Source organism: Lutimaribacter marinistellae (assembly GCF_042648365.1).
Taxonomy (GTDB): Bacteria; Pseudomonadota; Alphaproteobacteria; order Rhodobacterales; family Rhodobacteraceae; genus Lutimaribacter_A; species Lutimaribacter_A marinistellae.
Genome location: NZ_JBHRXI010000016.1, coordinates 69,633 through 82,869 on the forward strand (window position 1 = coordinate 69,633; position 13,237 = coordinate 82,869).

The following is a 13,237-nucleotide window of genomic DNA, read 5'->3' on the forward strand; positions in this document are numbered from 1 at the left end:
TCGACATGTCGAACGACGCGCCGCCCTGCACCGGGGGATACTCCACAAGGCTCTGAAGGTGCTCTGCCATCAGAACATTCATCGGCTGAAACAGCCATGAAATCTTCTGCAACAGATGCGCCTGCGCGCTGATGTCATCATAGCTCTCGTAAGGATCGGCACGGAGGTTGTACATCATCGGCATGGTCTGCGGCTGGATCGGGGCATAGTAATCCTCCTTGGTGGAGAAGTGCATTTTCCACGGTCCCATGCGCACCGCCATCATCCGGCTTTCGTAATAGTGGAAGATGTAGTTGCGCGCCGATTGCTCTTGCTCTCCCAGCCAGTAAGGCAGGTTGTTCACACCGTCGATGTACTGGTCCATCTCTTCGCGAACTTGCGTGACCGGATCTTCGACACCGGCAGCGACAGCAAGCGAGGTGAACATGTCTTCATGCGCCTGGATGCCGTTGCGCACCTCCCCTTCGGGCAGTGCACCCGGCCAGCGGATCAACGACGGCACGCGGATCCCGCCTTCGTAGGTCGTCATCTTCTCGCCGCGGAAGGGTGTCGTCCCGCCATGCGGCCATGAGGAATGCTCGGGGCCGTTATCGGTCGAGTACCAGACGATCGTGTTGTCGCTCAGCCCCTGTTCATCAAGCCAGTCGAGCACCGTACCGATATCGTTGTCGTGCTCGATGATGCCCGACCCATAGAAATCGTATTCCGATGTGTACTCCTCGGCAAGGTAACGGCTCTCGTCGCGCAAGCGGGTGTAAAGATGCATCCGGCTTGTGTTGAGCCAGACAAAGAAAGGATCGCCCGCCTCCTGCGACGCCTCCATGAAATCGAGGGCGCGGGGAATGACCTCTTCGGTATCAAAGGTCTTCATCCGCTCCTGTGTCAGCGGCCCGGTATCCTCGATGGTCTGGTTGCCGACAACGCCGAACCGTTCGCTTTCGGTCTCGTCGAACGTGTCTGTGGCAAAGGTATGCAGCACGCCCCGCGTTCCGAAACGCTCTTCATACGCTTCCAGCGACCCCGAGAAGGCCGCGCCGAACCGCTGATAATCGCGCTGTTCGGCCTCTTCCTGCGTGTTGAGGTGATACAGATTGCCAAAGAACTCGTCGAACCCGTGATTGGTCGGCAGATGCTCGTTCCGGTCGCCAAGGTGGTTCTTGCCGAACTGGCCGGTGCGATACCCTTCGGTCTTCAGTACTTCTGCCAGCGTGGGCGACTCTACCTGCAGGCCAAGGGGCGAGCCCGGCTGCCCCACCGTCGTCATCCCCGAACGGATGGGATACTGCCCCGTGATGAACGCCGCGCGACCGGCCGTGCAGCTTGGTTGCGCATAGTGGTCGGTGAACAGGATGCCCTCTTGGGCCAGCCGGTCGATATTCGGGGTCGAATATCCCATCACCGCATGGTTGTAGGCCGACAGGTTGCCCCAGCCGACATCGTCACCCCAGATCACCAGGATGTTCGGCCTGTCACTCTCCTGCGCGATGGCCGCGAACGGGACCACGGCAAGAGACAGACCCAGCAATGTCTTTCTTAACATTTACCTAATTCTCCCATGTTGGCCCTCCCTAAGGTAAAGGATAGCCGCGAAAGCCGTCAGGTAAAGGGAACGCCCCCGGATGGCGAGGTACAACCTGTGATTGCAAGACGGAATTTTTGTACAAAACGGTCAAAACCGGCCCGAACCGGAGTACAAAACGGTCAAAACCCGGTACCAGGGGGTCAGAGCGTGACCGACCCCACACTTGTGCCGCCACAGACATAGAGCACCTGCCCCGTCACGAATCCGCTCGCCGGATCGCAAAAGAACAGAAAGGCGTTCGACACGTCCTCGACCTGTCCCAGCCGCCCCACAGGGATCCGTTCGGCCAGCTGCGCTTCGCGCTCCGACCCCTTCGGAATGATGCCCCAGAAATTGTCGGTTTGCACCGGCCCCGGCGCCACCACGTTGACCGTAATGCCCTTTGGCGCAAGCTCCAGCGCCCATGTCCGAGCCATGCCGACCAGCCCGGCCTTGGTCGCCGAATAGGCCGTCCGCGTGGGCACTCCCAGCGCCGCGCGCGAGCCGTTGAACAGCACCCGGCCAAAGCCGCGCGCCTTCATCGCCGGCAAGGCCGCCTGCAGCAATGCCAGCGGCGCGCCAAGGTGTAGCTGCGCCAAACCGGCGATGTCCTCTGGCTGTGCCTCCTCGACCAGGTTCGGCCAGATAAGCCCTGCATTGTTGACGATATGCGTGATCTCGTGGCGCGCAGACAGCTCACCCGCGACGTGCCTGACGGCCTCGGGGTCCAGCAGATCGACCGCGTGATGCTCGACCCCGTCATGGCTCCAGTCCGGCACCCCGCGCGCGAGCGACAGCACCCTGTAGCCCCGGTCGGCAAGCTTCACCGCCAGGTCGGCACCGATGCCCTTGGAGCCCCCCGTTATGAGCGCGGTATAGTCGGTCATGTCTCCTCCTTCGGAACAAGCGCAAGGACGCGCAGCGGGCTGCCGGTCCCCCCCTTGATCTTGAGCGGCGGCGCGATCAGCAAGGCCCCGGTCGGCGGCAAACGGTCCAGCCCGCGCAGGCATTGCAGCCCGTATTTCCCCGCACCATGCAGGTAGAAATGGGCTGGAAAAGGCGGATCGTAATGTGCACCCTGCCCTGCATCCGTGCCGACCGTTTCGGTTCCGAAGCCACGAATATCACGTGAGACCAACAGCTTGACGGCATCCGGCGTCGGCCCGGGCGAGTGCGGACCGTCCTCGCGCATGTTCAGGTACTCCGCCCCGCGTCGCTGAGACCAGTCGGTACGCATCAGCACCCATGCCCCGACCGGTATACGGCCATGTTCGGCCTCCCAGGCTTCGATCACCTCGGGTGTCAGTTCGAAATCCTCGTCCTGCGCGGCGCCTTCGGAACAATCGATCACGACAACCGGACCGACAAGCGCATCTGCGGGCACCTCGTCCACCGCACCGCCCGGCACATCCCGTCCCGAAACCCAGTGGACCGGCGCATCGAAATGCGTCCCGGTGTGTTCGTTCATCGAGATATTGTGCCATTTCCACGCTGGCCCGCGATGGTCATACGCGCTGACCTCCTCCATCCGGAACCGCGCGCACTGGCCGAATTCGGGCGGCAGCACGATGACCGGAAAATCCGGATCGAGCGTATGGGTCAGGTCGATCACCTCGACCTCTCCGGTGGCCAGCGCCGTGGCCATGTCGTTCAGGATACTCATGCGCCGCCCCCCGTGATCTCGCGCTCCAAGGTGCCGGGGCTTTCGCGCCAGCGCTCCGCAATGTCGCGGGCCACATCGCCCACGAAATGATCCTCCAGCCCGCGTTCCAGCGCCTCGACGATCCCGCGCGCCAGTGCCTTGGGTGCCACCTTGGGCGGCGGCAAGGGCTGGTGCCATTCGTCATCGACCGGACCGGTATAGATGCAGGCAACCCGCAGCCCGGCGCTTGCGAATTCCGCGCGCAAGCTCTGAGCAACCGACCGCGCCGCCGCCTGGCTTGCATTGAACGCGCCAAAGGCCGGGTCGGGGGACAAAGCATGGGCCGACAGCACGGTGACAAAGGCCGCGGCCGAGTTGACGCCATCTGCCGTACGTGCCGCCATTCCCGGCCCGAAAGCCTGTGCCAAACGCATCAGGCCCAGCGCGTTCACCTCCATCTCGCGGGCGGCATGAATGGTGTCCTGTCCCAGCACGCCGCCGGGCCTCACGAAGCGGGCCGTATTTACAAGGATATCGACCTTTCCGCCAATCTCGGCGGCGAGCGTCTTCAGGCTGTCGGCATCGGTGACATCGAGCGGCAAGAGCGTCACGCCCTCCATACCCTCAAGCGCCGCGCGACCGTCCCATCGCAGCCATGCCTCGGGCTCGCCCATATAGACATGCGCGGCCCCGGCATTGAGCAGAGCCTCGGCAAGCGGCAGCGCCTCGGGCGCGCGGGCGTCGGAAATCAGCACGCGCCGGTGTTTCACCTGCGTGCCCATGGCGCGCAGCGCGGGATGCTCGTCCATCTTTTCGGTCCTTTCCTTGGGCAGGGCGACCATCACACCCTGACCGGCCCGGTCCAGGCGCAGTTCCATCCGACAGGACTCGCCACGTCCGACCCCCACCAGATGCGCTAGTACGACCGGCCCTGCGGCGAGTTTCACGCTGCCCATGGCCCAAGGCAGCCGTTCGCGAAAATAAGGGTCGGGAGAGGCGCGCACCTGCGTCTCGGCCAGCACCTTGCCCGCGGGGGCCGTCTCACGCCAATCAAGCGTTTCACCGAGGCACGCGCCACAGAAATCGCGCGGCGGGTACTGGACCGCGCCGCAATCGGCGCAATGCTGCAGGGCGAACCGCCCCTCGGCAGCGGCGACGCCAAGGCCCAGCGCCGCGCGCGAGCGGGTCATCGGCGGCAGGGTTGGCACGGGCGACCGGCGGCGCGGATCCTTGCGCCTGGGTTTGGGCAGAACCATCACGCACCTCCCGTCAGGATCGCGGCAGAGGTGCAGACCCCGCGATCGTAATTGATCATGCCGAAGCCCGAGACGAGCGCGCGCTTCGCTCCGGCCACTTGCGTCGGACCCGCCTGCCCTGTTACCTGCCGCAGCGCCTCGACCAGTCCAAGGTATCCACCGGCGGCGCCAGCCTGGCCAACCGACAATTGGCCGCCCGAAGTGTTGTGCGGAAAATCACCCGCGACTGTCAGGTCGTGGTCGCGCACGAAATCCGGCCCGGCACCCTTTGCGCAAAAGCCGAGATCCTCGATCTGCATCATCGAGATCACCGGGTAATCGTCGTAAGTCTGTAGCAGATCGATATCGTCCGGCTCGCAGCCTGCCATCCCGTACAGTTCGTCGCGATCCATCACCCAGCCGCCGCGCAATTGCACCGGATCGTCGGCAAAGGCGTTGTGCCTTTCGATCGTGCCGGACAGTCGCGCAAAACGCAGCCCGCGACGCAGCGCCTCCTCCTCGCGCATCACCAGAAACGCCTCGGCCCCGGCGCAGGGCATCACGCAATCGAACAGCGCAAGAGGATCGGCGATGGGCCGCGCAGCCATGTATTGCTCCAGCGTCAGCGGCGATTTCATCAACGCCTGCGGATTGCGCAGGGCATTGTCACGTTGCGCAACGGCAATTCGGCCGAAATCCTCTCGGGTCGCACCGTACTCCGCCATATAGGCATCAGTGAGCAGGGCAAAATTCGCGTTCGGCCCGCCATACCCGTAGGGGTAAGCCGCATCCATCGCAAATCGCGAAAAGGCGGAGAGCAGGCGCCGGAAACTGTCGATCCGGTTCATGTCGCCCGCGACGCAGGCCACAATTTCGGCATCGCCCGCCTGAACGGCGCGGGCCGCGCGCCGCGCAGCGACAACGCCCGACGCACCCCCCATCGGGATCGAGTCGAGCCAGCGCAGGCACAGTCCCAGATGTTGCGTCAGCCCGACCGGCGTATCGGGGAAGAGCGTGAAGCTCGACACCGACAGTCCGTCCAGATCACCGGGCTTCAGCCCGGCGGCATCCAATGTCCCACGCAACCCCTTGGCCAGCCACCAATGCGCGGTCTTCTGGCTGTAGCGTTCATATGGCGCGGTATAGGGCGCGGCGAGTACGACGCCGTCATAAGGCGTCCGGCTCATGCCGCGGTCCGTTTCTTGAGATGGCGCAGGTCATACGCTGCGCCGACCAGTTCGGCGGCCATATCCTTGAGCACCGCGCGCTGGATCTTTTGCGTGGCGGTCAACGGCAAGCCGTCGACAAACGCGATGAATCCCGGCGCCTTGTAATAGGCAAGCTGTGTCAGGCACCAACGCGTGATGTCCTCGGCCAGTGAGGCATCGCCCCCCACCCTGGGTACGATCAGCGCGAATACCTCGTCACCCCGGACGGCATCCGGCACGGCAGCCACCGCGACCGAGACCACCTGCGGGTGTCGCATCAGCGCGCTTTCGACCTCGACCGCAGCGATGTTTTCGCCCGACCTGCGGATCACGTTCTTCTTGCGATCGACGAAGAAGACCGATCCGTCCGCCTCCTGCCGCACGATGTCACCGGTGTGGAACCAGCCATCCTCCCACGCCTCGGCCGTGGCCTCGGGGTTGCGAAAATACTCGGCAAAGAAGCCGTGTCGCGGGTCTGCCCCGGAATGGCGGACCAGCAACTCGCCCGGTTCGCCCCCGGTATCCGCCCCGGCCTCATCGATGATCCGCATTTCAAGCTCGGATCCCGGCTTGCCTAGGCAGCTTTCGCCGACCCGCCGCGGAACATCGTTGGCGCAGATCACCGCGCCGGCCCCGGTCTCGGTCATTGCCCAGGCTTCGACCAGCGGGAAGCCGAACCGCTCTTCGAACGCCTCGTGCAGCTTGGGGTCGACACCCGCGCCGAAACCGAAGCGCACGTCGTGATGCCGGTCGTCGTCGGACGGGTCAGCCCCCATCAGCATCGATGGCATGACGCCGAGGTAATGCAGGCAGGTCGCCCTGGACGCACGAACGCTGTTCCACCATGTGCGCGGGTGGAACCGGTCCAGTGCCGTCAGACACCCGCCGACAGCTATCATCGCCATGAAAGAATAGGCCAGCGCGTTCATGTGAAAGATCGGCAATGGCGTCAGCATCCGTTCGCCGGAGTCTGTCAGGGTGCACAGCCCCCCGGCCGTCGCGTACCAGCGCCCTGCTTCAAGGAAATAGGTGTTGGTCAGCACGCAGCCCTTGGGCTTGCCCGTGGTGCCCGAGGTATAGAGCAGAGCGGCCTCTGCCGGACCGTCGCGCAACGCAATGCGGGAATCCGGCCTTGGTGCGGGGATACCCTCACGCGGCGCGATCACCGCCATCTGTACGCCTGCGTCATCGGCGGCGGTCCTGAGTTCCTCGCAGCGTGACTCGATGGCCACGGCCAGCACCGGCTCGGCATGACCGATCATGTAGGAAAGCTCGGCTGCTCTCAGATCCGGGTTGACCGGCACCGCAGCCGCACCCAACCGGTTCAACGCCAGCACCCACAGGAAGAAGGCAGGCCGGTTCTCGAGCAGCATCATCACGCGATGCCCCGTACCTATGCCTGCAGTCTCCAGCGCAGCAGAGAGGCGATGCACCTCGTCGCGTGCAGCGCTGTAGGTGATCTCTCCGGCGTCGATCCCGTAAACATCCGCCGTTTCCGGCAGCACGTTCAGGAACGGCCTGTCGGACCAGCGATCAGCGGCAGCGTCGAACGCCGCCCAGACGGTCTTGGTCTGTGCATCGATCATGGCAGCAGCTGGATGTTGCCAAACGCGGCATCGCAGTTCAGCAGGTCGACGCGCTTGTTGGCGATACGCAGTTTCCCATCGACCAGCTTCAGCTCATGCACCGCAGTCAGGGCAAGAAGCTGCTGTTCGTCCAGCCGCGTCTCGACATAATGCATCGAGGTATTGGTCACATAGCGGCCCGCCTCATCATCCATTTCATCCACGAAGGGGCGCTGGATGACATGGTGGCAACGACTCTTGGGTTTCTGCGAGAAGGTGCGCGCGCCGTTCAGCCGTTCGACCCGCAGCTTGAGCATGAAGATGTCCTCGTAAAGCAACGAGGTTACATGCAGCGGATCCTCCTGCTTGTAATCGAGCGGCATCCAGTAATGACCGTCCGGCAGCCAGAGATCGAGCCACTCGTCATAGCGCCCTTCGTCCAGCATCCGTGCCTCGGCATAGATGAAATCGATCAGGTCTTCGCGGGTCACGCTCATTCCGCAGCCTCCCGTGCTGTCATGTCCGCGGTCATGAAGCGCACCCATGCATCGAACTGGTTGCGCATCTGGCGCTCGGTGGTGCCGTTCTCGACCTTCTCCTCCGAGTAATCCTCGGCCTCGGTATAGAGGCGCTGGACATTCACCCATTCCAGCCCGTCGGCGTGCAGCCCTTCCTGCGCGCGCTCGTACATTTCCAGATCGTCGTGACCCACGATCGAGGTGGGCGCGTTGATCATCCGGTTGTACATGGCGTTGCGCGCCACAAGCTCGTCGGGCGCATCGACCAGCCGATAGATATAGCTTTCAACGAGCGTCTTGTCGGCTGCGAGCGGGATGAACACCCGCAACTGCTGGATCGGCCCCTTGATCATGATGTTCGGGAAATAGACCGTGTTGTGACGGTTCTCCGACAGGATCGCCTTGGCCTTTTCCGCGCCATAAGCTTCGTTCATCGCCTCCATGTAACCCGGAATGTCGGAATATTTCGAATGAATCGATTCCGTCACGCCCGTGTGGCCATGGCCGTTGGGCCAAGTGCGGATGCCCATGTTCTCGAAGAACTCGTAGGGGCTCATGAACGGCGCGATGATCTCCATCGCGGGCGGCTTCGGATCATCCTCGGTGTAGCCAAGGTCCTTCCAGATTTGTACCGCTGTACCCGCGCTCGATTCATGCGCGACCATCGGGTGGCACGTGTCGGTCTGGTTCTCGACCAGCATTTTCCAGTTGCAGCGATGCATGTAGCGCAGAGGCGGACCGGCAACCTCGAGCCGGCCTGCAGGCGACCGATCCACCATGTTGTCGAGAGAGGAGAGCGCGTCACCAAAGAACTCTTCGAACGAGATCCCCTCTTCGGCCAGCCGGGCAAAGATGAACCCGCGATAGTTCGTGACCGCGCCGACGGCGCGCATGCCGGGTTTGGCCTCGGACTGGTCGAAATCGGTATCGGCATATCCCTTTTTCAGCGGGATAGCCAAAAGGCAGCCGTCGGTCTTGAAAGACCACGCATGATAGGGGCAGCGAAAGAATTTGCCGGTGTTGCCAGTGCGGTCAATGGCGATCTTGGTGCCCTTGTGGGGGCAGCGGTTGTACAGAACCTTGATCTCGCCGTCGCTGTGACGGACCTGGATCACCGGCTGGTCGCCGACTTGGGTGGTAAAATAATCGCCCTTGTTCGGCGTCTGGCTGTCATGGCCGACGAAGACCCAGGCATTGGCAAAGAGATGCTTCATCTCCAACCGGTAGATCTCAGGATCGATATAGGCATCGCGATGCACTTCGCCGCCGCGGACTAACCCGGCTATGGCCGCGGGGCTGTCGGTGTAACGTCCCATCCTGTCCTCCCTTACAGGTCCAGCTTCAGCCGGGGTGTTTTCGCCCGACTGACACAGATTTGCATGATTTTGCCGCTTGCGCGCTCGTCCTCGGACAGAACGACATCGCGATGGTCGGGGATACCTTCCAGAACATCGGTCTGGCAGATGCCGCAATCGCCGCGCTGGCAATCATAGATCAGGTCTTGCCCGGCCTCTTCCAGCGCCTCAATGATCGTCTTGTCGGCAGGCACCACGATCACCTCGCCCGTCGAGGCGATCTCGACCTCGAATGCCGTGTCGCCTGCCCCGCCAGCGCTGGCGTTATCGAACAGTTCGACATGCACACGGTCCATGGGCACGCCAGCGGCCTCGGCCTTGGCCCGCGCCGCGTCGATCAGACCGCGCGGACCGCAGATGTAGAAATGGCGTTCTTCCACCCCGGCGATCAGGGCATCCAAATCGAGCGCGGTTTCATCATCGTCGCAATGGACGTGAAGGCTCTCGCCGTACCGTTCGGCCAGTTCGGCGCCATAGGCCATCAGCCTGCGGGACCGCACGGCATAATGCAGTTCGACCGGCACGCCCGCCGCCTGCAGCGCGGAGGTCATGGAAATGATCGGCGTGATCCCGATACCGCCCGCCAGCATCACGGCAGGCGCACCGGGGGTTACGGGAAAATCGCATTTCGGCCGGGTGGCCGTGACCTCGTCGCCAACGTGTAATTCATGCATGAAACGCGACCCGCCGGTGCTTTCGGGTTCCAATTGTACGGCAACCCGAATGTCCTTGGGCTGGTCCGGCACCGGATCGAAGGAGATCAACGAGTAGGCGCGATCTCCACCATCGGCCAACTTGAACCGCATATGCGCCCCGGCCTGCCAACCGCTGATGGTGCCTGTCACGGGCTCAAAACAAAGCTCGGCAATGCGCTCGGTCAGGGCGCGCTTTCCAACCAGTTTCAGACGCAGATCGCTCACGATGTTCCTCCCTTTCGCAAGAAGTATGAAATTTCATACATTATTGGTCAAGAGGTTTTCGCGCCCTCCTCCGACGTGCCATCATTGACTTTCCCGCGCCCAGACCGCTTTTTGATAAGCCAGTTTCGAGGAGACACCGCGGTGAACAGGCCGGAGCCACCGAACATGACGAATGCAGGGGAAGAGGACATGAGCTCCGGCGATTTCGTCAATGATTACCTGCTCTACCTGCTGGCTGCCGCCAGTGAGGCTGCCTCGGCGCAATTTCACGCGCATGTCCGCGAACAGGGCGTGCGCGTGCCTGAATGGCGGATCCTGGCCTGCCTGCACGATCAGGATGGCCAGATGGTGACGCGGCTGGCCGGATATGCCTTAATCGAACAATCCCGGCTGACCAAGATCATCGCCCAGATGGAGGATCGCGGCCTTGTCACCCGTCGCGGTGATTCGAAGGACCGCCGACGCGTCCGGGTCTTCTTGACGCCTGCGGGCCGAGAGCTTGCCGACCGCTTGGTGGCAGACGCGAGGCATCATGAGGCAGACCTTTTGCAGAGACTGCGCGGCAGTGATGGTGCGCGAATCAAGCCTGCCCTGCGCGCCATTCTACAGAACCTCTCGCAGGCCGATCCGGCCGAACAGCAAAAAATGCCCGCCACGGTGGCAACCGACCCGTCCTGACAGGCTCCGGCGCGATTTCACCGCTTTCTCTTCGGATCGAATGCAAAAGGTGGTTCACAAGCGGCCAAATTTGTGAATCATGAAATTGCATATAAATTCGGCCGGGAGACCGACCGGGTTTCATCAGGGAGGATAACCGATGACATTCGCAAGATTGATGGCGACAACGGCTGCGGCGCTCTGTGCCGGCACCGTGGCGTTTGCCGCTGAAACTCTGACCATCTCCAGCTGGCTGCCACCCAGCCACCCGATCAATACCGAGATGCTCGAAGGGTTGATCGCCGACATGGAAGAAGCGACAGGAGGCGAAGTCACCGCCGAGATCAAGATGGGTCTTGCCCCGCCGCCGGCGCAGATGGACATGATCATGGATCAGGCCGCCGATATCAGCATCATCTTTCACGGCTACCAGCCCGGCCGGTTCGTGGGCACCAAACTGATTGAGCTGCCCGGTTTCGACGGCAATGCCGAACAGGCAAGCGTCGCCTATTGGCGCGTCTTCAAGGAACATCTGGAGGCGCTCGACGAGCATCGCGGCGTCAAGGTCATCGGCCTGAGCACGCATGGCCCGGCGCAGGTCCATTCCAACCAGGAGGTATCGTCGCTCGACGCCCTGGACGGGCTCAAGACGAGACTGCCGGGCGGTGTCGCCGCCGATGTCGGGGCCGAGCTTGGCATGATCGGCATCCAGGTGCCCGCGCCGAAGGTTTATGAGACGCTCGACTCCGGCGCGGCCGACGCCGTCACCATGAATATGGGCGAACGCATCAGCTTCAAGCTCAACGAAGTCGCCAAGAACGTCTATGAGATGCCCGGCGGACTTTATCGCGGGTCGTTTGCGGTCATCATGAACGAGGACGTGTTCGACAGCCTGCCCGCAGAGGCGCAGACCGCGCTCGAGGAACAGGTGTTCGGCGAGCCGTTCAGCCGCAAGATGGGCCAAGTCTGGGATGCCAGCGACGAGCGCGCGCGCAAGGCGACGATGGAAGCGGGCGACAACGTGATCGTGACCGCGCCCGAAGCCGATCAGCAGCGCTTTGCCGAAATCTCGAAAATGGTGCAGGAAAAGGTTCTGAAAGAGCTTGAAGACGCCGGCATCGACGCGCAGGCCGCGCACAAGATGGTGCAGGACGAAATGAGCGCCGCGGGCAGCTGAGCCCGACGCCACTGCGGTCGGGGCGCAGGTCCCGACCGCGATGCTGCGCCCTTATCGCCCGATCACGATATCCGCGCAGAGCCCGCCCAACCGTCCGCTTTCGCCCAGCCTCAACGCGCCGCCATGCGCCCGCGCGGTATCTGCGACAATGGCCAGACCCAGCCCCACACCGCTGCCCCTGTTCTGGTTCCGTGCAGGATCAAGCCGTGAGAAAGGTTTCACCGCCTCCGTTCGTTGATCGGCAGGGATGCCGGGCCCGTCATCCTCGACCCGGATCCGGAGAAAGCGTGGCGTCAGCGCAAGGCTGACCTCGGCCCGATTGCCATAGCGCACAGCATTGCCGATCAGGTTCTCGACCGCGCGGCGAATATCCAGGGGTCTCAGCATCATTTCACCTTCACCCTCGGAGTCGACCAGCTCGACCGCATGGCCAGCCCGCTGCGCATCTGCCACGGCCTGCGTGACGAGTGCGACAGGATCCACCCGTTCCGGCACGCCCTCGGACGCATTCCGCGCGAAATCGAGGAAGGCATCGAGAAGCCCCTGCATCTCGTCCACGTCCTGCAGCAGCGGGGCGGCTTCGTCCTCGTCCATCATCGCCAATGTCAACCGCATGCGCGTCAGCGGGGTGCGCATGTCGTGGCTAACCCCCGACAGCATCAGCGTGCGCTGTTCGATCTGGCGTTCAATCCGGTTTCGCATATCCAGGAACGCATGCCCCGCAACACGCACCTCGGTCGCACCGGACGGGGTGTAGGGAACCGCGTTGCCATGCCCGAACGCATCGGCCGCAGCCGCCAGCCGCATGATGGGGCGCAACTGGTTGCGCATGTAAAGAAACGAGATCCACGTCATCAGGACGGCAAAGAACAGCATCGTCACGATCAACTGGTGCGGCGCCGCAGGCGACAGGCGCCGCCGGTCGAAAAGCAATTCGACCGGCCCCAGCCCGGTCGTGACATAGATCGTGGCCTCACGCGTGTTTTCCAGCACGACCGCCCGCGTCGCAGGCAGCGACTCGTGCAGAGTTTCGATCACCACATGCCCGGTGTAATCGACGCGGCTTCTGCGGTCCTCGGCCGGAACACGATCCGCATCCACGAACCGCACCCGGATCTGCAATGCGCCCAGCAATGGCCGGGCGCGGGCAATGAACTCCTGCTGCGTTTCCGCGCGCTCCGCGACGCTCGCGATCAACTGCAGTTCGCGGATCACGGTCAGCGTCATCTGCTTGGTCACATCCTCCAGATGCCGTTGCAGAAAGGCGACGCTCACGGCCAGAAGCACCACGATCATCGGGACCGCCAGGATCAGCGCCGCCCGTGCGTAAAGGCTGCGCGGCATATATCGTTTGAGCCACCGGAAGAACATGCGCTAAGCCTAGCGGGCTGCAGACAGG

At 63.0% G+C, this 13,237-nt stretch carries 12 protein-coding genes; 2 read left to right on the top strand and 10 right to left on the bottom strand.

What is annotated here, in order from left to right:
- The 9 genes from ACFORG_RS14465 to ACFORG_RS14505 form a co-directional block, all read right to left on the bottom strand.
- On the bottom strand, positions 1-1,540 hold a 1,540-nt coding region (locus tag ACFORG_RS14465; protein ID WP_386736248.1), incomplete at its 3' end, for an arylsulfatase.
- 182 nt (positions 1,541-1,722) lie between these two features.
- Entirely contained in the window at positions 1,723-2,448 is a 726-nt protein-coding gene (locus tag ACFORG_RS14470; protein ID WP_386736249.1) for an SDR family NAD(P)-dependent oxidoreductase, read from the bottom strand.
- Positions 2,445-3,224, bottom strand: coding sequence for a cyclase family protein (locus tag ACFORG_RS14475; RefSeq protein ID WP_386736250.1), 780 nt, complete (start codon positions 3,222-3,224; stop codon positions 2,445-2,447). Before ACFORG_RS14475 ends, ACFORG_RS14470 begins: the two co-directional genes overlap by 4 nt.
- On the bottom strand, positions 3,221-4,459 hold the full coding sequence (locus tag ACFORG_RS14480; RefSeq protein ID WP_386736251.1) for an SDR family oxidoreductase: 1,239 nt from the start codon (positions 4,457-4,459) through the stop codon (positions 3,221-3,223). Before ACFORG_RS14480 ends, ACFORG_RS14475 begins: the two co-directional genes overlap by 4 nt.
- Positions 4,459-5,625, bottom strand: coding sequence for a thiolase family protein (locus tag ACFORG_RS14485; RefSeq protein WP_386736252.1), 1,167 nt, complete (start codon positions 5,623-5,625; stop codon positions 4,459-4,461). Before ACFORG_RS14485 ends, ACFORG_RS14480 begins: the two co-directional genes overlap by 1 nt.
- The gene (locus ACFORG_RS14490) at positions 5,622-7,232 is read right to left on the bottom strand and encodes an AMP-binding protein (protein ID WP_386736253.1); all 1,611 of its coding nucleotides are present in this window, start codon (positions 7,230-7,232) and stop codon (positions 5,622-5,624) included. Before ACFORG_RS14490 ends, ACFORG_RS14485 begins: the two co-directional genes overlap by 4 nt.
- Positions 7,229-7,708: an aromatic-ring-hydroxylating dioxygenase subunit beta gene (locus ACFORG_RS14495; RefSeq protein WP_386736254.1), complete on the bottom strand. Its 480-nt coding sequence runs from the start codon at positions 7,706-7,708 to the stop codon at positions 7,229-7,231. The genes ACFORG_RS14490 and ACFORG_RS14495 overlap by 4 nt, the downstream gene beginning before the upstream one ends.
- A complete protein-coding gene (locus ACFORG_RS14500) occupies positions 7,705-9,045 on the bottom strand; it encodes an aromatic ring-hydroxylating dioxygenase subunit alpha (RefSeq protein WP_386736255.1) in 1,341 nt (446 codons plus the stop codon). Before ACFORG_RS14500 ends, ACFORG_RS14495 begins: the two co-directional genes overlap by 4 nt.
- A gap of 11 nt (positions 9,046-9,056) precedes the next feature.
- The gene (locus ACFORG_RS14505; RefSeq protein WP_386736256.1) at positions 9,057-9,890 is read right to left on the bottom strand and encodes a PDR/VanB family oxidoreductase; all 834 of its coding nucleotides are present in this window, start codon (positions 9,888-9,890) and stop codon (positions 9,057-9,059) included.
- On the opposite strand from ACFORG_RS14505, the gene ACFORG_RS14510 reads away from it, so the two are divergent.
- Together ACFORG_RS14510 and ACFORG_RS14515 are read left to right on the top strand one after the other, a co-directional pair.
- Complete coding sequence (locus tag ACFORG_RS14510) at positions 9,891-10,682, top strand: MarR family winged helix-turn-helix transcriptional regulator (RefSeq protein WP_386736257.1); 792 nt, start codon at positions 9,891-9,893, stop codon at positions 10,680-10,682. It abuts the gene before it with no gap.
- A 139-nt stretch (positions 10,683-10,821) separates the two neighbouring features.
- Positions 10,822-11,838, top strand: a complete 1,017-nt coding sequence (locus ACFORG_RS14515) for a TRAP transporter substrate-binding protein (protein ID WP_386736258.1) — start codon at positions 10,822-10,824, stop codon at positions 11,836-11,838.
- Positions 11,839-11,889: 51 nt separating this feature from the next.
- On the opposite strand, the gene ACFORG_RS14520 is transcribed toward ACFORG_RS14515, so the two are convergent.
- Positions 11,890-13,209 (bottom strand): ATP-binding protein, encoded by a 1,320-nt coding sequence (locus ACFORG_RS14520; RefSeq protein ID WP_386736259.1) that lies wholly within the window; start codon positions 13,207-13,209, stop codon positions 11,890-11,892.
- Between the last annotated feature and the right edge of the window lie 28 nt (positions 13,210-13,237).